Below are 19,976 nucleotides of genomic sequence, written 5' to 3'. Positions count from 1 at the left end.
AGTGACAGAAGGCCCCACCCTACTGCCGCCCGCGAGGAGCGATAAGCGCACCAAAGGGGTATTCGCAGTGTCGCTCGAAAGGATTAGCAGCCGCTCTGGCCGGGGTTTTGACCGGGCCATGACTGGGGTAGATAGCGCGCTATCAGGGGAATGGATGGCATGCGCTGCGACTGTTGCCAATTTGGTAACAGTCCTTGTCTCGAACCGCTATTACTCAATTTGTTACAACCGACTATTCTGACCTCGCTCTCAGGGCAAACGGCCCGCTCCCAACCTGGGGAGAACAGCTGAATTTCGACGGATTGGCTAATTTATTCAATCTGTTATCCGTGTTCACTGACGTTGATTTGTCGCTCCTTGATCCAACGTCTTACTTCGGCCGCTGCCTTTGCAGCGGCCTTTTTTATGCCTGAATGAAAACGGGGCGCCATCAGCGCCCCGCAGTATTGGATAGTGTTCCGGCAACGATCAGAGGCTGAACTTCTGCAAGTTGGCCATCATCTCCTTCAATGCCTCGATGTTGTCCTTGGGGTGCGCGGCGCCTTCGAAGTCGCAGATCTGCGCCCAATGCGCGGCCACATCATCGGGTGAGAACCCGGCTTCGGGGTCAAACCCCACACCCAGGCTGCGCTCCCAGCGGGTCTTGCCGATCCAGCCGCCGCCCACTTCAAACAGGCCCGAGGTTTCCTGGCACGCCTCGCTGCCCAGGTACACCACCAACGGGCTGACCAGCTCCGGCTTGAGGCGGTCGAACACTTGCGGCGGGATCAGGCCTTCGGTCATGCGCGTGCCGCCGGTGGGGGCGATGGCGTTGACCAGGATATTGTTCTTGCGCCCTTCCAGCGCCAGGGTGCGGGTCAAACCGTACAAGCCCAGCTTGGCCATGCCGTAGTTGGATTGGCCGAAGTTGCCATAGATGCCCGAAGTGGACGCGGTGAAGATCACCCGACCATAGCCTTGCTCACGCAAGTGCGGCCAGGCGGCGCGGGTCACTTTGTAGGCACCCTCGACATGCACCCGATACACCAGGTCCCAGTCGCCGTCGTCCATTTTGTGGAACGTCTTGTCGCGCAGGATGCCGGCGTTGTTCACCACCACATCGATGCGGCCGAATGCATCGAGCGCGTGCTGCACGATTTTGTCACCGTCGGTGACGGAATCATGGTTGGCTTCGGCAATGCCGCCTGCTTCGCGGATCTCGGCGACCACACGATCGGCCGCCGAGGCGTTGGCGCCCTCGCCTTGAGTGGAACCGCCGAGGTCGTTGACCAGCACCTTGGCCCCGTGTCGGGCGAACAGCAGCGCATGCGCCCGGCCCAACCCGCCGCCGGCACCGGTGACGATCACGACCTTATCCTGGAACTGCACTGACTCACTCATACCGAACTCCGCTGGCGACAATGGGAATGAAGTGAGTGTCAGGCACGCAGCCTCTGGTCACAATAAAGTCGGCCGAGGCTGAATGGTGTTCGATAAGGCAGCGGGATGATTGTGCGGCCCAGGCTTTCGCAGGGCATCGCCTTCTCAGTGGCGAGCGGACCTGTTGTGGTAAGCAGGCTTTCTATGGCGAGCGAGATTCCTGTGGCGAGCGGGCTTGCCCCGCGTTGGGTGGCGAAGCCGCCCCGATAAGGTTACTGCAGAGTGTCTGGCGTATCGCGGTGGCAGGTTTTAGGGCCGCTTCGCGCCCCAACGCGGGGCAAGCCCGCTCGCCACAACAGCCCGCTCGCCACGACAAGCTCACTGGCCACAACAGGTGGCTCAGGAATAGGCCACTCGTGGCGCGGGCTGGCCGAGGCGCTCGCGAAACGCCAGGTAATGCTTGAGCACCAGCACCGGCGCTTCTATCTGCGGGTAGTGGCCGATATTGGCCAGCAACACCGTGTCGGCGTGCGGCACCAACTGGTGATAACGCTCCACCATATGCACACCGGAGATCGGGTCGACTTCGCCGTCGATGACGCGCAACGGCACCTCGCCGCGCTGCAACGCGTCCACCCAGCGCTCCCGCAAGCGGCGGCGCTGGGGAATGTAGGCAATCAGTTTGTGCAGGATGCGCGTGCCGTCATTGCACTTGATCAGGCTCCAGAAATCATCCAGCGCGCTTTCACTGGGCCGCGTATTCGGGCCGAAAATCTGGCTGAAGCTGTTCGACAAGGCATTGCGCCCGAAGGCTCGGCCGATCATCCAGCCAAGCGGGCTGAGCAGCAGTTTTTGCACCAGCGCCGGGCGATGGGTTTCCGGGAACAGCCCGCCGTTGAGGAATACGCAACTGGCCATCTGAAAACGGCCTTCGTAATGACGGGCGAGTAATTCCTGGGCGACGCTGTCGCCGTAGTCATGGGCCAACACATGCACCGGTTGCTCTACGCGCAGGTGGTCGAGCAGCGCCTGCTGCAGGTCGGCCTGTTCCAACAGGCAATAGTCGTGATCCACCGGCTTGTCCGAATCGCCGAACCCCAGCATGTCGCAGGCAATCACCAGGTTGCGCTGGGCCAGTGGCTGCCACAGGTAGTGCCAGTCCCAACTGGCCGTGGGGAAGCCGTGAATCAACAGCAGGGGTTCGCCCTGCCCGGCCACCCAGTAACGGATCGTGCGACCACGGAAGACGAATTCCTGGGCGCGTTTGCGCCAGGCTCTGAGCGGGATTTCGGCGAGTGGCATCAGCTTTTATACCCGGGATCTTGCAGGTCCAATTTACGCAGCAGCGCCGGCCAGGCCAGCGCGCCGCCCATGCCCTGGGCGCTCTTGGTGACCGCTGCCACCATGGCCTTGGCCCCGGCAAGAATCTGCGGTTCGATGGCAATCAACTCAGCCGCGCCGTTTTGCGCCAGCACTTGGATATCGCAGGCGCGCTGGAAGGTAAACATCATCAGGAACGTGTCGGCGATGGTACCGCCGCAGGTCAGCAAGCCGTGGTTGTGCAGCATCAGGAAATTGCTTTGGCCCAGGTCCGCCTGCAAGCGCGCCTTTTCCTCATGGTTCAGCGCCACGCCTTCGTAGGCGTGATAGGCCAGGCTTGAGAGCACGAACAACGATTGCTGGCTGATCGGCAACACGCCCTGCTTCTGCGCCGACACAGCAACACCGGCGGGCGTGTGGGTGTGTATCACGCATGCCACGTCGTGGCGCACTTCATGGATGGCGCTGTGGATGGTATAGCCCGCGGGGTTGATCTCGTAGGGGCTGTCCATCAGCTTGTTGCCGGCCTGGTCGACCTTGACCAGGCTCGACGCCGTGATCTCGTGAAACATCAGCCCGTAAGGGTTGATCAGGAAATCATCGGTGCCCGGCACCTTGGCCGAAATATGCGTGAAGATCAGGTCATCCCAGCCATGCAGCGCGACCAGGCGATAACAGGCGGCCAGGTCGATACGGGCTTGCCATTCGGCAGCGCTGACCTGGTCTTTGACATTCTGTGGCGATAGAACGGGGGCTAGGCTCACGGCAACGACCTCCTTGGCGCATTTTCTTATTGTTTTTTTGGGTGGAGGGCCAGTCTAGTCAGACGCCATCGCGCAAGTAGTCGCCTTCGCAGCCAGCTTGATGACCGAACGAGTCAGTAACAAGAATAGTTGAAGTCAGTGGGCGCCGCGTCAGAGAAGCGCCGCCAATAAAGGCACGGCGAACAGGTTGAGCAAGCCCGTCAACACCATCACCAGGCCCGCGACCGAGCCTTCTTCACCGCCCACTTCCCGCGCCCGGCTGACGCCCGCGCCATGGGCGCCCACACCAAACAACGCGCCACGCGCCAGGGGTGTGCGCAACGGTAACCACTTGAGCAGCACGCCGCCGAGCATGGCGCCGAACACGCCGGTGAACATCACAAACACAGCGGTGAGTTCCGGTACACCGCCCAGGTCAGAGGAAACCGGCATGGCAAACGGCGTGGTGATCGAGCGCGGCAACAGCGACATCGTCACCGAGCTGTTCAATGCCAGCGCCTTGGCCAGCCCGAACGAGGTGCCGATGGAGGCCGCGCTGCCGGCGACCATGCCCAGCAGCAACGCCGACCAATGACGCGCCAGCAAGCGGCGTTGTTGCCAGATCGGCACCGCAAACGCCACGGTGACCGGGCCCAGCACCAGCATCAGCCAATGGGTGTCGGCGGCATATTCGGCGTAGGCAGTGTGCATCGGCGCGGCCACCGCCAGCAGCAGCGCCGGCACGAGAATCAAGGGCGACAGCACGTAGCGCCCGGTGCGGCGATAGATCCAGCGGCTGAAAATATAGGCGCCCAGGGTCAGGGCGAGCCAGAACACCGGCATCAGCTCAAGCTTCACGGCGCATGCTCCAGCGGCAGACCATCTCTACGGTAAACGCCGTCACCAGCATCACCGACAGCGTGCTGAAACCGATCACCAGCAGGATGCGCCAGCCGTCGTTGCGCACCAGGCCGCCGTAATCAAGCAGGCTCATCAGCGCGGGGATAAAAAACAGCAGCATCTCTGCCATCAACACCCCGGCGCCCAGTTGCAGGGCGGCCGGCTTGACCAGACCGGTGGCAAATGTCGCCAGCAACAGGCCCAAGCCCACCACGCCACCCGGAATCGGCCACGCCAACCACACGGCAAGCTGGGTGCCCAGAAAATAGATAGCCAGCAGCACCACCAGCTCAATCAGCAGGCGGGCGATATGTTTGAAGCTGAAACGGTTCATAAGCGTTGATCCTCGCAGGCGCTCAGTTTAAAGACGCCCCTCCCATCCCCACAGCGAATTGTTAGACTGCCAACTATTCCAAACTGGAATCAGGCCCATGGAATTCAAACAGCTGCGCAGTTTTGTCGAAGTGATCCACCGGGGCGGCTTTACCCAGGCCGGTAAAACCTTGCACATCAGCCAATCGGCCGTCAGCAAGCAGGTGGCCCAGTTGGAGCAGAGCCTCGGTACGCCGCTGCTGGAACGCACGGGCTCGCACATTCGCCTGACGGCCGCCGGCGAGGTAGTGTTGCAGCGCGCCGAGGCCATGTTGCGCCTGCAAACAGAGCTGCTCAGCGAGCTGGATGACATGCAGCAACTGGCCCGTGGCGAGCTGCGCCTGGGCTTGCCGTTGTTGGCGGGCGACACTCTGTTTGCCGGGCTGTTTGCCGAGTACCGCAGGCGTTACCCCAAGGTCACCATCCAATTGCTCGAAGGCGGCAGCCGCACGATCGAGCAGGCGATTCTCAGTGGTGAGCTGGACGTGGGTGGCACGCTGATGCCCAGTGATCCGGCCTTTGCCTGGCAACCCTTTTGCGACGAGCCGCTGGATGCCTTGCTGCCGATGGATCATCCATTGGCTGACAACGCCCAAGTGCGCCTGGAGGAACTGGCGGACACGCCCTTCCTGATGTACCAACGCAGTTTTGTGCTCAATGACCGACTGATGCAGGCCTGTCAGCAATTGGGCTTTACGCCGAAGGAGATCGGCCGCAGCGGCCAGGCGGATTTTCTCGTCGCTCTGGTCGCGGCCGGCCAAGGTGTGGTGCTGTTGCCCAGCGTGGTCGCCCGTGGGTTGGTGCGACCGGGCGTGGTGCGCCTGACACTCAAGGCGCCCGACTTTTTACGCTGGGACATTGCCTTTATCTGGCGTGAGGGCGCTTATTTGTCCAAAGCCGCCCAGGCCTGGCTGGCGCTGCTGCGCGAATTCCCGGTCAACCGCGCAGTGCAGTGACCAGCTCGGCCAGCCACGGTTCGGCATCGGCTTCCGGAGTGACGCTTTCGCTGGCGTCCAGGCGCAGCATCGGCAGCACTTCACGCACGCCCAACTCGCTGAACAGCTCGCGCATTTGCTCACCGCCGCCGCAGAAGGTGTCGCCGTAGCTGGCGTCGCCCAACCCGATGACGGCACCGGGCAGCCCGCGCCAGGCGGCGGGGAGTTGGTCACGAATGCTCGAATACAGGGGTTGCAGGTTGTCAGGCAACTCGCCCATGCCGGTGGTGGACGTCACCGCCAGAAAGGCTTCGGGAGCAAAGGCCTGCACATCGGCCAAGGTGGCGCGCGGGTTGTGCCAGGCTTCAAAGCCGGCCGCGTTGAGGATGCCGGCGGCGTGGCGGGCGACTTCTTCAGCGGTGCCGTAGACCGAGCCGGAAAGGATGGCGACTTTCATCAATCTGATCCTGTAGTTGAGCCAAAGCGTGGGATGTTAGCAGCTGGCGCAAATATTTCGGCGCATGCCGCGCAACATTCAGGGCATGCCATACACTGCAATCTCTAAAAACAAGCCATGGACCGCTCTATGATTAACGCCAAACTGATGCAACTGGTCATCAACGCCTCCAACGACGGCATCGTCGTCGCCGAACGCGAAGGCAAAGACAAGCCGCTGATCTACGTTAACCCGGCCTTCGAGCGCATGACCGGCTATGCACTGGACGACATCCTGTATCAGGATTGCCGCTTCCTGCAGGCGGGCGACCGCGACCAGCCCGCCTTGATGGCGATTCGTGAAGCCCTCGACAACGGCGGTTCGTGCCGGGAGATCCTGCGCAATTACCGCAAGGACGGCACTGCGTTCTGGAACGAACTATCGCTGTCGACGGTTTACAACGAAGCCGACAAGCAGACCTATTTTGTGGGCGTGCAAAAAGACGTCAGCGCGCAGGTCAAAGCACAACTACGCGCGGCCCAGCTGGAAGCACAGGTGGCCGAGCTCAAAGGCGAGTTGGCGGCGCTCAAAGCGACGAGCGGAATTAACAAAGTGTAAAAAATACGGTCTTTAGAGCGATAATGGCTTTTTAATGTCTCATCGTTGAGCTACATCAATGCACCGCGACGCGCTACTGACGCAGGACGAACTGGATTTTATCCAGGACATGCAACACAACCCGCAGCTCAACCTGCGGGATGCGTGGTCGAGCCTGACGGTCAACGGCGGTGCACAGATTCGGGATTTGCTCACGCGCTTGGCCGCTCACGACCATGTCACTATCCAGGCGCAGTTCGATAACCAGCAACTCACGTTCCCGCTGCACTTGGTCGAAGACGAGTTTCACGCAGTGCATCTGCGCCTGGGTGTGCCGAGCATTTTTGAAGACGGCCCGATGATCCGGCCGTGGCGCCTGGCCCTCGAAACCCCGGTGGCACTGGAAAACGTCAAGGGCAACCCTGCCGCGTTATGGGTTCACGAGGTGTCATTCAAAGGCGTGCTGGTTGAGATTCGTGGCCGGGTCAAACCGCCGAAAACCTTTTCCCTGTGGTTCAGCCCTTCCGGCTACGAACGCATTGCCTTGCGCGGCACGCTGGAGCGGGAAACGGCACGCGGCTTATTCGCCTACCGCTTGAGCCAAAGTGATGCCGATGAGATCGAGCGGCTGCGCCAGTTCATCCTGCACCAGCACCGCCTGGTTCATCCGCACGTACACGCCTGAGCTCAGGTATCCAGCTGCCCACTCAGAAACTGCTGCAAGCGGCGCTGCATCACCAGCCCATCGCTGCCCAGGCAACCGACCGAGGAACCTGCCAGGTCTTTTTCGGCGAAGTCAGATGCGGCGCCCGCCAGAAACAGTGGGCAATCGAGCGTCATCGCCAAGCGACTCAGGCGCTCGGCCAGCTCATGGTTGTGTGAATGGTTAGAGAAGATGACGAGCGCCTGGGGCCGGATTTTTTCACAGACCAATGTCAGTTCGTCCAGGGGCTGGCCCACTTCCAGCACCTTCATGGGCAGATCCTGCCGACCGACCAATAGCGCCGCCACCAGCAATTCCAACTTACGGCATTCGCCGGGCAACGCCGCCAGCAAGACCCGGGACCCGGGCGAGCCGCTGCCCAGTTGCAAGCGCAGCCAGGCTTGCTCACGCAGGAAAGCATCAAAAAATAACCACTCGCTGGCTTGGCCGAAACGGCCTTGATGCCGCAGCAAGTCGTACCAAAGGGGCATGAGGATGTCTTGAAACGCCACACTCAGCGCACAGGTCGCTGACAACTGACCGTACACGTGTTCAAGGGCGCGATCATCGAAGGCACTGATGGCCTGTCTCAACCGCGCTTGCCATTGCGTGTCCTCGACCGAGTCTCGCTCGGCGCGAACCACATCGGCTTGCTGATCATCGCGTGCGAGGATTTTGCCGACCTTGCTTACCGCAACACCGCGCTCAATCCAATCGAGGATCCTGTTGACGGTCTCAATATCGGTCCTGGAGTAGAGGCGATGCCCACTTTCGGTGCGCGCGGGCTGAATCAGACCATACCGTCGCTCCCAGGCTCGCAAGGTGACCGGATTGACACCTGTCAATCTCGAGACTTCACGAATCGGAAAAAGCTCGCTGGAATCGGCAAGGCTGCCATGGGCGATTTCGTGAACAGGAGCAGTAATTTCAGGCATCGGGGATCAAAAACATCCGTGTAGATTTGGATCCCATTTAACGCCTTTCTACTTGTCCTTTTCAAGGCCCGCCCCCTTCTGACCAATGTCACTGGCGTAATTTTGCAAAACAGGAATAATCCTTGCCTGTTTTTCAGGTGATGGCCTACCCGGCCGCCACCTTCGTGCGCCGCCTACCCGGCTCAGCGCACCTGATTATTTGGAGATACACGATGTCTACCTCCCCTGTCACCCTGATGGTTGCGCGCCGCGTGGCCAAAGGGCGCTATGAAGAGTTGATGGCCTGGCTGCGCGAAGGCGAGCAATTGGCCACTGACTTCCCCGGTTACCTGGGATCCGGTGTACTGGCACCGCCGCCCAATGACGACGAATTTCAAATCATCTTCCGCTTTGCCGACGAAAAAACCCTGCATGCCTGGGAGTTTTCCGCCTCGCGCAGTGCCTGGTTGAGCCGTGGCAGCGAGCTGTTCGCCGACCCGTCCGAGCATCGCGTCAGTGGCATCGATGGCTGGTTCGGCGCCGTGGGCGCACGGCCGCCGCGCTGGAAACAGGCTGTGGCGATCTGGCTGGCGTTTTTCCCGGTGTCGCTGCTGTTCAACTTCGTCCTTGGGCCGCTGCTCAACGAATTGGACCTGGCCCCACGCATACTGGTCAGCACCCTGGCCCTCACGCCCTTGATGGTTTTCTGGTTCATTCCGCTGTCGACGCACCTGCTGGCGAACTGGCTGCACCCCACACCGCCGCCGCGCAAGGTCGCCGAAGCTGCCGCTTGAGTACAGGGGCGGCCGGTCGCTGGTATAGTTTCAACCTGCCAGCGACTTGAGCCTCCCATGACTGCAACGAACGCCCCGATCCTGATCACCGGTGCCGGCCAGCGTGTCGGCCTGCATTGCGCCGAGCGCCTGCTGGACGAGGGCCAGCCGGTTATTTTCAGCTACCGCAGCGAGCGTCCAGGCGTGGAGGCCTTGCGCGAGCGTGGCGCGGTCGGCGTGTTTGCCGACTTCTCCAGTGAAGCCGGGATTCTGGCCTTCATCGCCCAACTGCAAACCCACACCAACAGCCTGCGCGCGATCATCCATAACGCTTCGGCGTGGGTCGCGGAAACGCCCGGCGATGAAAGCCGCGCATTTACCGACATGTTCAGTGTGCACATGCTTGCGCCGTACCTGATCAACCTGCATTGTTCACCCTTGCTGCAACGCTCTTCACCTGCCGACATTGTGCATATCAGCGACGACGTGGTGCGCAAAGGCAGCCGCCAGCATATTGCCTATTGCGCCACCAAGGCCGGGCTCGACAGCCTCACCTTGTCGTTTGCTGCGCAGTTCGCGCCGTTGATCAAGGTCAATGGCATTGCGCCGGCGATGGTGATGTTCAACGAGGGCGACGACGCGGCCTACCGCGCCAAGGTCCTGGCCAAATCGGCACTGGGCATCGAGCCCGGGCCCGAGGTGATCTACCAGAGCGTGCGTTACCTGCTGGACAACCCTTATGTCACCGGTACCACCCTGACCGTCAACGGCGGGCGGCATATCAAGTAAGCCGTTTGTGAGGATGTTGTATGACCTTGTCCCTGCCCCAACACTACCGCGAAATTCTCAAAGGCCTGGGCGAAGACCCGCAACGCGAAGGCTTGCTCGACACCCCCAAGCGCGCTGCCAAGGCCATGCAGTACTTGTGTCACGGCTACGAGCAGAACCTGGACGAAATCGTCAACGGTGCGCTGTTCGCGTCCGACAATGACGAGATGGTGATCCTTAAGGACATCGAGCTGTATTCGCTGTGCGAGCACCATTTGCTGCCCTTTATCGGCAAGGCCCATGTGGCCTATATTCCGACCGGCAAGGTGCTCGGGCTGTCGAAGCTGGCGCGCATTGTCGACATGTACGCCCGACGCCTGCAGATCCAGGAAAACCTCACGCGGCAAATCGCCGACGCGATTCAGCAGGTCACCCAAGCCGCCGGCGTGGCGGTGGTGATCGAAGCCAAGCACATGTGCATGATGATGCGCGGCGTGGAAAAACAGAATTCAACCATGAACACCTCGGTGATGCTCGGCGCGTTCCGCGAGTCGAACACCACGCGCATGGAGTTCCTGCAACTGATTGGACGGAGCAAGTAGCAATGCCACAACTTCAACCAGGCATGGCGCGCATCCGGGTCAAGGACCTGTGCCTGCGCACCTTTATCGGCATCAACGAGGACGAAATCCTCAACAAGCAGGACGTGCTGATCAACCTGACCATCCTGTATGCCGCCCAGGAAGCCGTGCGCGACAACGACATCGACCACGCGCTGAACTACCGCACCATCACCAAGGCCATCATCGCCCACGTCGAAGGCAACCGCTTCGCCCTGCTCGAGCGCCTGACCCAGGAGCTGCTGGACCTGGTGATGAGCAACGAGTCGGTGCTGTACGCCGAAGTCGAAGTGGACAAGCCTCACGCGCTGCGCTTTGCCGAGTCGGTGTCGATAACGCTGGCTGCAAGCCGTTAGCGGCAAGCGATAAGCTAAAGGCCGACCACACTCCAACTTGCAGCTTGAAGCTTGCCCGCTTGAAGCTGTCTCAAAGAGACCACCATGAACGATCAACAACGCCTCGAACTCGAAGCCGCCGCCTTCCGCCGGCTGGTGGCACACCTGGACAGCCGCAAGGATGTACAGAACATCGACCTGATGAACCTCTCGGGCTTCTGCCGTAACTGCTTGTCCAAGTGGTACAAGGCCGAGGCCGACGAGCGCCACATCGAGCTGAGCCTCGATGACGCCCGTGAAGTGGTGTACGGCATGCCGTACGCCGAGTGGAAAGCCCAATACCAGAAAGAAGCCAATGCCGAGCAACAGGCGGCATTTGCCCAAGGAAAACCCCATGACTGATTTGAACACCCTGCGCGCCAGCCTCAACAGCGGAGAACACGTTTTTGCCGACACCTTGGCTTTTGTCGCTGCCGGTTACGACTACCAGCCGCAAGCCTTCACCAATGGCAACGTGGAAAACGCTGCCGGGCAGAACGAAGGGTCTTGCAAGACGCTGGGTTTGGCGCTGTTGGAAGGCTTGAGCGATCAGGAAGCGCTGCTGGCGTTTGGTGAGCATTACCGTTCGGTGGTGGCTACGCCGGAAGGCAGTGACCACGGCAATATTCGCGCGTTGATTGCACACGGTTTGGCCGGTGTGACATTTGCCGCGCAGCCACTGAGCCGTAAATCCTGAGTCGAACATAGATCAAAAATGTGGGAGCGGGCTTGCTCGCGAAGACGGTAGATCAGTCAATACATTTACGGCCTGACACACCGCTTTCGCGAGCAAGCCCGCTCCCACATTTGAACGGCGGTGATCATCAAATCCCGCGCATAAAAAAACCGGCCTCGCAGCCGGTTTTTTCATTTCAACGGGTTTAGAACGAAGCGTCCTTCAAACCGTCGAGGTAACGCTCGGCGTCCAGGGCCGCCATGCAGCCGGCGCCAGCCGAGGTGATGGCCTGGCGATAGACGTGGTCAGCCACGTCACCGGCAGCAAAAATGCCTTCGATGTTGGTCGCGGTGGCATTGCCTTCACGGCCGCCTTGCACCACCAAGTAACCGTCTTTGGCCTCGAGCACGCCTTCGAACAGCGAGGTGTTCGGGGTGTGGCCGATCGCGATGAACACGCCGTCGACTTTCAGCTCGTCGAAGCTGCCATCGTTGTTTTTCAGGCGAGCGCCGGTCACGCCCATGTTGTCGCCCAAGACTTCGTCCAGGGTGGCGTTGAGCTTGAGGATGATCTTGCCTTCAGCGACACGGGCGTGCAGCTTGTCGATCAGGATCTTCTCGGCGCGGAAGGTCTCGCGGCGGTGAACCAGGGTCACGGTGCTGGCGATGTTGGCCAGGTACAGCGCCTCTTCGACGGCGGTGTTGCCACCACCGACCACGGCAACAGGCTTGTTGCGGTAGAAGAAACCGTCGCAGGTCGCGCAGGCGGATACGCCTTTGCCCATGAACGCTTCTTCCGACGGCAGGCCCAGGTAACGGGCGCTGGCGCCAGTGGCGATGATCAGCGCGTCACAGGTGTACACGCCGCTGTCGCCGGTCAGGCTGTAAGGCTTTTTCGAGAAGTCGACCTGGTTGATGTGGTCGAAAACGATCTCGGTTTCAAAGCGCTCGGCGTGTTCTTTCATCCGCTCCATCAGCACCGGGCCGGTCAGGCCATGGACGTCGCCTGGCCAGTTGTCGACTTCAGTGGTGGTGGTCAACTGACCGCCCGCCTGCATGCCGGTGATCAGCAGCGGCTTGAGGTTGGCCCGGGCAGCGTAAACGGCAGCGCTGTAACCGGCAGGGCCGGAACCGAGAATAATCACTCGCGAATGACGGGTATCAGACATGACTCACTCCTATCGACCGTCCGGACTACAGAACGGCTGGAATAAAAAAGGACCGCGAAGCACTTGGGGAAGGCTTGAACTCGCCGGTCCTGAAAAATAATGGGTGCAGCGTATCGAGGGGGGCAAGATTAAGGAAATACGGAATAACAATCCAGCTCATAGGTGGTCTCTATCCCTGCCACCCGATTAATCGACGCCATTGTGCTTAGATGTTACCGCTGATGTCGCTGCTTTCGCCCAGGATGCAAAGGCGGTAAGGTCGGCGCGTTCGTCATCCTGCTCGGAGTTCTCCATGCCCGCCCCTGCTCTTTCCGGCCCGCAATACCTGCGCGAAGGCCTCAAACTGGTATTGAGCCCAGGCCTGCGCCTGTTTGTAGTGCTGCCGCTGGCGATCAACCTGGTGCTGTTCGTCGGTTTGATCTACTTCGCCGGCCATCAGTTCAGCCTGTGGGTCGACACCTTGATGCCGACGCTGCCGGGCTGGTTGAGTTTCCTCAGTTACATCCTGTGGCCGCTGTTTGTGGTGCTGGTGGTGCTGATGGTGTTTTTCACCTTCACCATGCTGGCGAATATCATCGCGGCGCCCTTCAACGGCTTTCTCGCAGAGAAAGTTGAAGTGGTGGTGCGCGGCACCGACGACTTCCCGCCGTTCAGCTGGGGCGAACTGGTGGCGATGGTGCCCCGCACGCTGGCGCGGGAAATGCGCAAGCTGGGCTACTTCCTGCCACGCGCCATCGGCCTGTTTATCCTGTCGTTCATTCCGGTGGTCAACCTGATCGCCGCGCCGTTGTGGCTGCTGTTCGGCGTGTGGATGATGGCGATCCAGTACATCGACTACCCGGCAGACAACCACAAGCTGGGCTGGAACGAGATGCTCGCCTGGCTGCGCAAGAAGCGCTGGCAGAGCATGAGCTTCGGCGGCATTGTCTACCTGGTGCTGCTGGTGCCTGTGGTCAACCTGCTGATGATGCCAGCGGCGGTGGCCGGGGCCACGCTGTTCTGGGTGCGCGAGCAAGGCGCCGAGGCGATGGCAATGCAGAAAGTGACCCGGTCATAAATCCATCATGCCAATGACACAATGACGACATGGCCCACGGTGACACTGTGGGTCATGACGACAGCTTCGCTTCACATCACCCTGATCACCGAAACCTTCCCGCCAGAGATCAACGGGGTGGCCAATACCCTTGGCCGCCTGTGTGAAGGTTTGCGCGCGCGCGGCCATCAGGTGGAGTTGGTGCGCCCACGCCAGGGCAGCGATCAAAGCCGCCCCAGCGATGACGCGCTGCTGCTGTGCCGCGGCTGGCCGCTGCCGGGCTACCCCGGCCTGCAATGGGGCCAGTCGTCGATGCATAAGTTGCTGCGCCGCTGGACCCGTCAGCGCCCCGACGTGCTCTACATCGCCACCGAAGGCCCATTGGGCTTGTCGGCGTTGCGCGCAGCACGGCGCCTGGGCATCAGCGTGGTCAGTGGCTTTCACACCAACTTCCAGCAGTACTCGAACCAATACGGTTTGAGCCTGCTCAGCCGCATGGTCACGCACTATTTGCGCTGGTTCCATAACCGCTCGACGCTGACGCTGGTCCCCAGCACCAGTCAGCGCCTGGAGCTGGAGCGGCGGAATTTCGAGCGTCTGGGAATGTTGGCGCGCGGGGTCGACAGCCAGTTGTTCCACCCGGCGAAACGCGACCACGCGTTGCGGGAAAGTTGGGCATTGAACGCTGAACAGATCGCCGTGCTGCACGTAGGTCGACTGGCGCAGGAGAAAAACCTGGGGCTGCTCAAGCGCTGCTTTGAAACCTTGCAAGACACGTATCCGTTGCGCCAGATGAAACTGATCATCGTCGGCGATGGCCCACAACGCACGATGCTGGAAAAGGAACTGCCGGAGGCGATTTTCTGCGGCACCCTGCGCGGTGAAGAACTGGCCCGGCATTACGCTTCCGGCGATGTGTTCCTGTTCCCCAGCCTGACTGAAACCTTCGGCAACGTGGTGCTGGAGGCGATGGCCTCGGGATTGGGGGTGGTGGCCTACGACCAGGCGGCCGCAACCCAGCATATTCGCCATGGCTACAACGGCGTGCTGGCGATGCCCGGGGATGAGGCTGCGTTTTGCGATGCCGCCAATTGGTTGCTGGAAGATGCAGAGAGCCTGCGCCGCATGCGCCTGAATGCTCGCCAACATGCGAGCCGCCAGGGCTGGCCGGCGATTATCGAACAGTTCGAACGCCAGTTACGCGGAGTGTGCAAGGACGGACACCCGGTGCCCGCCCTTTCGCCTCTTACACCAGGGTCGTCAACGCCTCACGACTGAACGGCAGGATGTCGCCCTCGCGCCCCTCGCGCACCTTCACCGCCCAATCCGGGTCCACCAGCAAGGCACGGCCCACAGCGACCAGGTCGAACTCATCGTTGTTGAGGCGCTCCAGCAGCTTTTCCAGGCTGGCCGGCTGCGCGACCTTGTCGGTGTTGACCATAAACTGCAGGAACTCGCCGTCCAGGCCGACGCTGCCGACGGTGATGGTCGGCTTGCCGGTGAGCTGGCGGGTCCAGCCGGCCAGGTTGAGGTCGGAGCCTTCGAATTCCGGCTCCCAGAAACGACGGGTTGAGCAGTGGAAAATATCCACACCCGCGTCGGACAACGGCTTGAGGAACTCACCCAGCGCCTCGGGTGTTTGCACCAGGCGCGCAGTGTAGTCCTGCTGCTTCCACTGCGAGAAACGCAGGATGATCGGGAAGTCCGGGCCTACGGCGGCGCGGGTGGCCTGGATCAATTCGATGGCAAACCGCGAACGGTTGGCCAGACTGCCACCGTATTCGTCGGTGCGCTGGTTGGTGCCTTCCCAGAAGAACTGATCAACCAGGTAACCGTGGGCGCCGTGGATCTCTACGCCGTCCATGCCGATGCGCTGGGCATCCTTGGCAGCTTGGGCGAAGGCATTGATCACGTCCTGGATGTCCTGGGTGGTCATGCCGTGGACGACCACATTGCCGTCCTTGAGTTTTTCCATCGGGCCGTAGGCCGGTACGCTGGCGTCAGGCTCGGTGCCGATACGGCGCACGCTGCCCACGTGCCACAGTTGCGGCACGATCTTGCCGCCTTCGGCGTGTACGGCGTCGACCACTTCTTTCCAGCCGGCCAGCGCGGCCTCACCGTAAAAATGCGGAACGTTCGGGTAACCGTTGGAGGCCTGATGACCGACCACGGTGCCTTCGGTGATGATCAGGCCCACGCCGGCAGCAGCGCGGCGGCGGTAGTATTCGATGACCTTGGCATTGGGCACGCCACCCGGCGAAAACGAACGGGTCATGGGCGCCATGACCACGCGGGTCGACAGTTGCAGTGCACCGAGCTGGAAAGGTTTGAACAAGGCTTGAACAGGCATGGGAGCACTCCGCGGAAGAGGTATTTATGATGCGGATAATATGGGCAGTGCGCAGCGCGTGAAAGCACTATTGATTTGGGTGATTAAGGGGTAAAAGTCAGGAAGTGAAGCACCACGAACCTGTGGCGAGCGGGCTTGACTCGGGTTGGGCGGCGCAGTGGCCCTGTTTGAAGCCAGCGCGGTTATCGGCTTAATGCGGTGTGGGTTTTGGGGCTGCTTCGCAGCCCAACGCGGGGCAAGCCCGCTCGCCACGACAAGCCGGCTCGTCATTACAAGAGCGCTCGCTACAAGGAGCGCGCTTGCCGATAAAGCCTCTGGCAGCGTTCAGCTCAGGGCTTTTTCGATGGCCTGCACGATCGTCGGATCATCTGGCGCGGTACGCGGCGAGAATCGAGCCAGCACTCGGCCGTCCTTGCCGAGCAGGAATTTCTCGAAGTTCCAGGTGATATCCCCAGGAAACTCGGCGCCCTCGCCCGCCAGTAAGCGGTACAACTGGTGGCGATCGTGGCCATTGACGTCGAGCTTGCTGCCCAATGGGAAGGTCACGCCGTAGTTCACGTTGCAGAACGCCTGGATTTCTTCCTCGGTGCCCGGTTCCTGGCCTGCAAACTGGTTGCACGGCAGGCCCAATACGGTAAATCCCTGGCCCTTGTACTGCTGATAGAGGTTTTCCAACGCCGCGTATTGCGGGGTCAAGCCACATTTGGAGGCCACATTCACCACCAGCACAACTTGCCCCTTGAAGGGCGCCAGCGGTAGCTCTTGACCGTCCAAAGCTTTGAGTTTCAGGTCGTGGAAAGCACTCATGACGAACTCCAGATATCCCATGTTCTTCGCGTTGCGGCCGTTCGAGATTACAGACTGCAAGCCTGCAATCATAGACGCCGATTACAAAACTCGCCCGCCGGTTACTGAGCGGTCGGCCACGGCAAAATCGGAATCGCCGTGACTGCGTTTTGCGGGCTGCCTTCGATCAAACGGTCGCTGTAGACCAGGTAAACCAGGGTATTGCGCTTCTTGTCGAGGAAGCGCACCACCTGCATGGTCTTGAACACCAGCGAGGTGCGTTCCTTGAACACTTCGTCGCCATCCTTGAGCTCACCGTTGAAATGAATCGGGCCAACCTGGCGGCAGGCTATCGAGGCTTCGGCGCGGTCCTCGGCCAGGCCCAGGCCGCCTTTGACGCCGCCCGTCTTGGCGCGCGACAGGTAGCAGGTCACGCCATCAACCTTGGGATCATCAAACGCCTCGACCACGATCCGGTCGTTAGGCCCGACAAACTTGAACACCGTCGACACCTGGCCAATTTCTTCAGCCGAGGCCAGCAGCGGCAGAGCCAGCAACAGGCCGAGTACTCCGTTCATGACGCGCATCGTGTATTCCCTTTATTTAGACCAGGATCAGGTTATCGCGGTGAACCAGTTCGGGTTCGGCCATGTAACCTAATAGTCCGACAATCGCGTCAGACGATTGTCCAATGATTTTCTGTGCTTCAAGGGCGCTGTAGTTGGCCAGGCCACGGGCGATCTCACGACCGTCGGGCGCAACGCACACCACCATCTCGCCACGGCGGAAGCTGCCCTGCACCAATTTGACGCCCACTGGCAGCAGGCTCTTGTTGCCTTGGGACAGCGCCGACACGGCACCATCGTCCAGCACCAGCGTGCCACGGGTTTGCAGGTGCCCGGCCAGCCACTGCTTGCGCGCCGCCAGCATGCCGCGTTCCGGCGACAGCAACGTGCCAATGCGCTCACCGGCCTTGAGACGGTCCAGCACACGCTCCAGGCGCCCGCCGACGATGATGGTATGCGCACCGGAACGCGCGGCCAGGCGTGCAGCACGCAGCTTGGTCTGCATGCCGCCACGGCCCAGGGCGCCGCCGACACTGCCGGCCACGGCATCCAGCGCCGGGTCATCGGCGCGGGCTTCGTAGATCAGTTGGGCATCGGGGTTGTTGCGCGGGTCGGCGTCGAACATGCCGTCGCGGTCGGTGAGGATCACCAGCAGGTCGGCCTCCACCAGGTTGGCCACCAGCGCGGCCAAGGTGTCGTTGTCGCCGAAGCGAATTTCGTCGGTGACCACCGTGTCATTCTCGTTGATCACCGGGATCACTTTGAGCTCGACCAGCGCGCGCAGGGTGCTGCGGGCGTTGAGGTAGCGCTTGCGGTCGGACAGGTCGTCGTGGGTCAGCAGGATCTGCGCCGTGTGGCGGCCATGCTCGGCAAAGCTGGACTCCCAGGCTTGCACCAGGCCCATCTGGCCAATGGCAGCGGCGGCTTGCAGCTCGTGCATCGCGCTGGGTCGCGCGGTCCAGCCGAGGCGGCTCATGCCGGCGGCCACAGCCCCGGACGACACCAGCACCAACTCGACACCGGCCTCATGCAAGGCCACCATCTGCTCGACCCAGACGCTCATGGCTGCGCGATCCAGACCTTTGCCATCCGCCGTCAGCAGCGCACTTCCGATCTTTACGACCCAGCGCTGCGCACCTGTCACTTTGCTCCGCATCATCTTCAACCTTAGATTGAGGGCTGCGCGACCCAGCGCGGCCCATAACGTTATTCGTGACTACTTTAGTGACTGCTCGTATACCCAGATACCAAAACGCCGCTCGAGTGAGCGGCGCTTAAGTTTACTGCAACGAATCAGTCGCGCACGTAAATGATTTCCGGACCGTCTTCATCATCTACGTCTTCTTCGTCCCAATCATCGTCGCCGATGTCATGGACCGACTTCACGCCGCTGCGACGCAGGGCACGCTGGTCATCCAAAGCCTGCAGCTGGGCACGGGCTTCGTCTTCGATCTGTTGATCGAGCTCAGCGAGTTCGGCCTTGAATACCGGGTCGGCCGCCAGGCGGTCGGCGCGGTCTTCCAGGTAGCGCATGATGTCGCGGGTCAGGCGTTCGGTGCCTTCTTTGGCGATGGCCGAGATCACGTAAACCGGACCTTCCCACTCCAGGCGATCGACGATTTCCTTGACGCGCTCTTCGTGCTCTTCTTCCAGGATCTGGTCGCACTTGTTGAGTACCAACCAACGATCGCGCTCGGCCAGGGCCGGGCTGAACTTGGTCAGTTCGCTGACGATCACTTCGGCGGCGTCCGGTGCGCTGGTGTCATCCAGCGGCGCCATGTCGACGAGGTGCAGCAGCAAACGGGTACGCGACAAGTGCTTGAGGAAGCGAATCCCCAGGCCGGCGCCATCGGAAGCACCTTCGATCAAGCCTGGAATGTCGGCGATCACGAAGCTTTTCCAGCGGTCCACGCTGACCACGCCCAGGTTTGGAACCAGAGTGGTGAACGGGTAGTCGGCGACTTTCGGCTTGGCGGCCGAGACCGAGCGGATGAAGGTACTTTTGCCGGCATTCGGCAGGCCCAACAGGCCGACGTCTGCCAGTACTTTCATTTCCAGCTTGAGGTCACGCTGCTCGCCCGGCTTGCCCGGCGTGGTCTGGCGTGGTGCACGGTTGGTACTGGACTTGAATCGGGTGTTACCCAGACCGTGCCAGCCGCCCTGCACAACCATCAGTTTCTGGCCGGCCTTGGTCAGGTCGCCAATCACTTCCTGGGTGGCCGAGTCAATGATCGTGGTGCCGACCGGTACGCGCAGTACCAGATCTTCGCCTTTTTTACCGGTGCAGTCGGTGCTGCCGCCGTTGGAGCCACGCTCGGCATCGAAGTGCCGGGTGTAACGGTAGTCGACCAGGGTGTTGAGGTTTTCGTCGGCCATCATGTAGATAGAACCGCCGTCACCGCCGTCACCACCGTTGGGGCCACCGTTTTCGATGAATTTTTCGCGACGGAAACTCATGCAACCGTTACCGCCGTCGCCTGCTTTTACTCGGATGGAAACTTCATCAACGAACTTCATAACAAAACGCCTCTCGTCGCATGGACGAGCTTAAGAAACCAAGACATAAGACTCTTGCAAAAA

The 19,976-nt window shown here is 61.0% G+C and carries 24 protein-coding genes; 11 read left to right on the top strand and 13 right to left on the bottom strand.

The genetic code is table 11. The annotated features are described in order from the left end of the window. Positions 1–468: 468 nt before the first annotated feature. The 5 genes from ACM530_RS15205 to ACM530_RS15185 all read right to left on the bottom strand — a co-directional run bounded on the left by ACM530_RS15205 (position 469) and on the right by ACM530_RS15185 (position 4,656). Positions 469–1,380, bottom strand: coding sequence for an SDR family oxidoreductase (locus ACM530_RS15205; protein WP_145164293.1), 912 nt, complete (start codon positions 1,378–1,380; stop codon positions 469–471). A 378-nt stretch (positions 1,381–1,758) separates the two neighbouring features. Further along, complete coding sequence (locus ACM530_RS15200) at positions 1,759–2,661, bottom strand: alpha/beta fold hydrolase (RefSeq protein WP_145164295.1); 903 nt, start codon at positions 2,659–2,661, stop codon at positions 1,759–1,761. Then, the gene (locus tag ACM530_RS15195) at positions 2,661–3,443 is read right to left on the bottom strand and encodes a class II aldolase/adducin family protein (protein WP_416365067.1); all 783 of its coding nucleotides are present in this window, start codon (positions 3,441–3,443) and stop codon (positions 2,661–2,663) included. The genes ACM530_RS15200 and ACM530_RS15195 overlap by 1 nt, the downstream gene beginning before the upstream one ends. A 150-nt stretch (positions 3,444–3,593) precedes the next feature. Then, positions 3,594–4,280 (bottom strand): LrgB family protein, encoded by a 687-nt coding sequence (locus tag ACM530_RS15190; RefSeq protein ID WP_145164299.1) that lies wholly within the window; start codon positions 4,278–4,280, stop codon positions 3,594–3,596. After that, a complete protein-coding gene (locus tag ACM530_RS15185) occupies positions 4,270–4,656 on the bottom strand; it encodes a CidA/LrgA family protein (protein WP_119736732.1) in 387 nt (128 codons plus the stop codon). The genes ACM530_RS15190 and ACM530_RS15185 overlap by 11 nt, the downstream gene beginning before the upstream one ends. A gap of 97 nt (positions 4,657–4,753) precedes the next feature. Between ACM530_RS15185 and ACM530_RS15180 the strand changes: the two genes are divergently transcribed. Then, positions 4,754–5,650: a LysR family transcriptional regulator gene (locus ACM530_RS15180; protein ID WP_145164301.1), complete on the top strand. Its 897-nt coding sequence runs from the start codon at positions 4,754–4,756 to the stop codon at positions 5,648–5,650. Here ACM530_RS15180 and ACM530_RS15175 read toward each other — a convergent pair. Next, positions 5,631–6,086: a flavodoxin gene (locus tag ACM530_RS15175; protein ID WP_416365066.1), complete on the bottom strand. Its 456-nt coding sequence runs from the start codon at positions 6,084–6,086 to the stop codon at positions 5,631–5,633. The two genes, ACM530_RS15180 and ACM530_RS15175, sit on opposite strands and share 20 nt — an antisense overlap. Before the next feature lie 129 nt (positions 6,087–6,215). Here ACM530_RS15175 and ACM530_RS15170 point away from each other — a divergent pair, with 129 nt between their 5' ends. Both ACM530_RS15170 and ACM530_RS15165 read left to right on the top strand, forming a co-directional pair. After that, positions 6,216–6,683 (top strand): PAS domain-containing protein, encoded by a 468-nt coding sequence (locus ACM530_RS15170; protein ID WP_416365065.1) that lies wholly within the window; start codon positions 6,216–6,218, stop codon positions 6,681–6,683. A gap of 58 nt (positions 6,684–6,741) precedes the next feature. Then, the gene (locus ACM530_RS15165; RefSeq protein ID WP_145164307.1) at positions 6,742–7,347 is read left to right on the top strand and encodes a hypothetical protein; all 606 of its coding nucleotides are present in this window, start codon (positions 6,742–6,744) and stop codon (positions 7,345–7,347) included. Positions 7,348–7,349: 2 nt separating this feature from the next. On the opposite strand, the gene ACM530_RS15160 is transcribed toward ACM530_RS15165, so the two are convergent. Next, positions 7,350–8,300: a MerR family transcriptional regulator gene (locus tag ACM530_RS15160; protein WP_242201109.1), complete on the bottom strand. Its 951-nt coding sequence runs from the start codon at positions 8,298–8,300 to the stop codon at positions 7,350–7,352. A gap of 212 nt (positions 8,301–8,512) precedes the next feature. Between ACM530_RS15160 and ACM530_RS15155 the strand changes: the two genes are divergently transcribed. From ACM530_RS15155 to ACM530_RS15130, 6 genes are all read left to right on the top strand, one after another. After that, entirely contained in the window at positions 8,513–9,073 is a 561-nt protein-coding gene (locus ACM530_RS15155; protein ID WP_242201111.1) for an antibiotic biosynthesis monooxygenase, read from the top strand. Positions 9,074–9,130: 57 nt separating this feature from the next. Beyond that, positions 9,131–9,841 (top strand): dihydromonapterin reductase, encoded by a 711-nt coding sequence (gene folM / locus ACM530_RS15150; RefSeq protein WP_404484907.1) that lies wholly within the window; start codon positions 9,131–9,133, stop codon positions 9,839–9,841. A gap of 20 nt (positions 9,842–9,861) precedes the next feature. After that, positions 9,862–10,422, top strand: a complete 561-nt coding sequence (gene folE / locus ACM530_RS15145; RefSeq protein ID WP_145164314.1) for a GTP cyclohydrolase I FolE — start codon at positions 9,862–9,864, stop codon at positions 10,420–10,422. Between the two features lie 2 nt (positions 10,423–10,424). Then, entirely contained in the window at positions 10,425–10,796 is a 372-nt protein-coding gene (folX, locus tag ACM530_RS15140; RefSeq protein ID WP_003194073.1) for a dihydroneopterin triphosphate 2'-epimerase, read from the top strand. Positions 10,797–10,880: 84 nt separating this feature from the next. Beyond that, positions 10,881–11,177 (top strand): DUF1244 domain-containing protein, encoded by a 297-nt coding sequence (locus tag ACM530_RS15135; RefSeq protein ID WP_145164316.1) that lies wholly within the window; start codon positions 10,881–10,883, stop codon positions 11,175–11,177. After that, on the top strand, positions 11,170–11,511 hold the full coding sequence (locus ACM530_RS15130; protein ID WP_416365064.1) for a HopJ type III effector protein: 342 nt from the start codon (positions 11,170–11,172) through the stop codon (positions 11,509–11,511). The genes ACM530_RS15135 and ACM530_RS15130 overlap by 8 nt, the downstream gene beginning before the upstream one ends. A gap of 184 nt (positions 11,512–11,695) precedes the next feature. Here ACM530_RS15130 and trxB read toward each other — a convergent pair whose 3' ends face one another. After that, complete coding sequence (trxB, locus tag ACM530_RS15125) at positions 11,696–12,658, bottom strand: thioredoxin-disulfide reductase (RefSeq protein ID WP_010206474.1); 963 nt, start codon at positions 12,656–12,658, stop codon at positions 11,696–11,698. A 292-nt stretch (positions 12,659–12,950) separates the two neighbouring features. Here trxB and cysZ point away from each other — a divergent pair, with 292 nt between their 5' ends. Both cysZ and ACM530_RS15115 read left to right on the top strand, forming a co-directional pair. Further along, entirely contained in the window at positions 12,951–13,715 is a 765-nt protein-coding gene (gene cysZ / locus ACM530_RS15120; protein WP_262209963.1) for a sulfate transporter CysZ, read from the top strand. 54 nt (positions 13,716–13,769) lie between these two features. Beyond that, positions 13,770–14,972, top strand: a complete 1,203-nt coding sequence (locus tag ACM530_RS15115; RefSeq protein ID WP_119736716.1) for a glycosyltransferase family 4 protein — start codon at positions 13,770–13,772, stop codon at positions 14,970–14,972. Here ACM530_RS15115 and ACM530_RS15110 read toward each other — a convergent pair. The 5 genes from ACM530_RS15110 to cgtA form a co-directional block, all read right to left on the bottom strand. Next, positions 14,941–16,044: an NADH:flavin oxidoreductase gene (locus tag ACM530_RS15110; protein WP_145164322.1), complete on the bottom strand. Its 1,104-nt coding sequence runs from the start codon at positions 16,042–16,044 to the stop codon at positions 14,941–14,943. The genes ACM530_RS15115 and ACM530_RS15110 overlap by 32 nt on opposite strands. Before the next feature lie 324 nt (positions 16,045–16,368). Further along, positions 16,369–16,851 carry a glutathione peroxidase gene (locus ACM530_RS15105; protein ID WP_106578205.1) on the bottom strand — a complete coding sequence of 161 codons (483 nt, stop codon included), beginning with the start codon at positions 16,849–16,851 and terminating at the stop codon, positions 16,369–16,371. Between the two features lie 101 nt (positions 16,852–16,952). Continuing rightward, positions 16,953–17,417 carry a CreA family protein gene (locus ACM530_RS15100; protein WP_145164324.1) on the bottom strand — a complete coding sequence of 155 codons (465 nt, stop codon included), beginning with the start codon at positions 17,415–17,417 and terminating at the stop codon, positions 16,953–16,955. Between the two features lie 16 nt (positions 17,418–17,433). Continuing rightward, entirely contained in the window at positions 17,434–18,552 is a 1,119-nt protein-coding gene (gene proB / locus ACM530_RS15095; protein WP_026013771.1) for a glutamate 5-kinase, read from the bottom strand. Between the two features lie 137 nt (positions 18,553–18,689). Next, on the bottom strand, positions 18,690–19,913 hold the full coding sequence (cgtA, locus tag ACM530_RS15090) for an Obg family GTPase CgtA (protein WP_016976186.1): 1,224 nt from the start codon (positions 19,911–19,913) through the stop codon (positions 18,690–18,692). Positions 19,914–19,976 lie beyond the last annotated feature (63 nt).

The organism is Pseudomonas sp. NFX183 (assembly GCF_047943075.1).
GTDB lineage: Bacteria > Pseudomonadota > Gammaproteobacteria > Pseudomonadales > Pseudomonadaceae > Aquipseudomonas.
This window is presented reverse-complemented; position numbering and strand designations above follow the sequence as displayed.

Bases quoted from the DNA above. Each gene is read 5' to 3' on its own strand.
- ACM530_RS15205 (WP_145164293.1), bottom strand. From the start codon at position 1,380: ATGAGTGAGTCAGTGCAGTTCCAGGATAAGGTCGTGATCGTCACCGGT.
- ACM530_RS15200 (WP_145164295.1), bottom strand. From the start codon at position 2,661: ATGCCACTCGCCGAAATCCCGCTCAGAGCCTGGCGCAAACGCGCCCAG.
- ACM530_RS15185 (WP_119736732.1), bottom strand. From the start codon at position 4,656: ATGAACCGTTTCAGCTTCAAACATATCGCCCGCCTGCTGATTGAGCTG.
- ACM530_RS15180 (WP_145164301.1), top strand. From the start codon at position 4,754: ATGGAATTCAAACAGCTGCGCAGTTTTGTCGAAGTGATCCACCGGGGC.
- ACM530_RS15175 (WP_416365066.1), bottom strand. From the start codon at position 6,086: ATGAAAGTCGCCATCCTTTCCGGCTCGGTCTACGGCACCGCTGAAGAA.
- ACM530_RS15170 (WP_416365065.1), top strand. From the start codon at position 6,216: ATGATTAACGCCAAACTGATGCAACTGGTCATCAACGCCTCCAACGAC.
- ACM530_RS15165 (WP_145164307.1), top strand. From the start codon at position 6,742: ATGCACCGCGACGCGCTACTGACGCAGGACGAACTGGATTTTATCCAG.
- ACM530_RS15160 (WP_242201109.1), bottom strand. From the start codon at position 8,300: ATGCCTGAAATTACTGCTCCTGTTCACGAAATCGCCCATGGCAGCCTT.
- ACM530_RS15155 (WP_242201111.1), top strand. From the start codon at position 8,513: ATGTCTACCTCCCCTGTCACCCTGATGGTTGCGCGCCGCGTGGCCAAA.
- folM (WP_404484907.1), top strand. From the start codon at position 9,131: ATGACTGCAACGAACGCCCCGATCCTGATCACCGGTGCCGGCCAGCGT.
- folE (WP_145164314.1), top strand. From the start codon at position 9,862: ATGACCTTGTCCCTGCCCCAACACTACCGCGAAATTCTCAAAGGCCTG.
- folX (WP_003194073.1), top strand. From the start codon at position 10,425: ATGCCACAACTTCAACCAGGCATGGCGCGCATCCGGGTCAAGGACCTG.
- ACM530_RS15135 (WP_145164316.1), top strand. From the start codon at position 10,881: ATGAACGATCAACAACGCCTCGAACTCGAAGCCGCCGCCTTCCGCCGG.
- ACM530_RS15130 (WP_416365064.1), top strand. From the start codon at position 11,170: ATGACTGATTTGAACACCCTGCGCGCCAGCCTCAACAGCGGAGAACAC.
- trxB (WP_010206474.1), bottom strand. From the start codon at position 12,658: ATGTCTGATACCCGTCATTCGCGAGTGATTATTCTCGGTTCCGGCCCT.
- cysZ (WP_262209963.1), top strand. From the start codon at position 12,951: ATGCCCGCCCCTGCTCTTTCCGGCCCGCAATACCTGCGCGAAGGCCTC.
- ACM530_RS15115 (WP_119736716.1), top strand. From the start codon at position 13,770: ATGACGACAGCTTCGCTTCACATCACCCTGATCACCGAAACCTTCCCG.
- ACM530_RS15110 (WP_145164322.1), bottom strand. From the start codon at position 16,044: ATGCCTGTTCAAGCCTTGTTCAAACCTTTCCAGCTCGGTGCACTGCAA.
- ACM530_RS15105 (WP_106578205.1), bottom strand. From the start codon at position 16,851: ATGAGTGCTTTCCACGACCTGAAACTCAAAGCTTTGGACGGTCAAGAG.
- ACM530_RS15100 (WP_145164324.1), bottom strand. From the start codon at position 17,417: ATGCGCGTCATGAACGGAGTACTCGGCCTGTTGCTGGCTCTGCCGCTG.
- proB (WP_026013771.1), bottom strand. From the start codon at position 18,552: ATGCGGAGCAAAGTGACAGGTGCGCAGCGCTGGGTCGTAAAGATCGGA.
- cgtA (WP_016976186.1), bottom strand. From the start codon at position 19,913: ATGAAGTTCGTTGATGAAGTTTCCATCCGAGTAAAAGCAGGCGACGGC.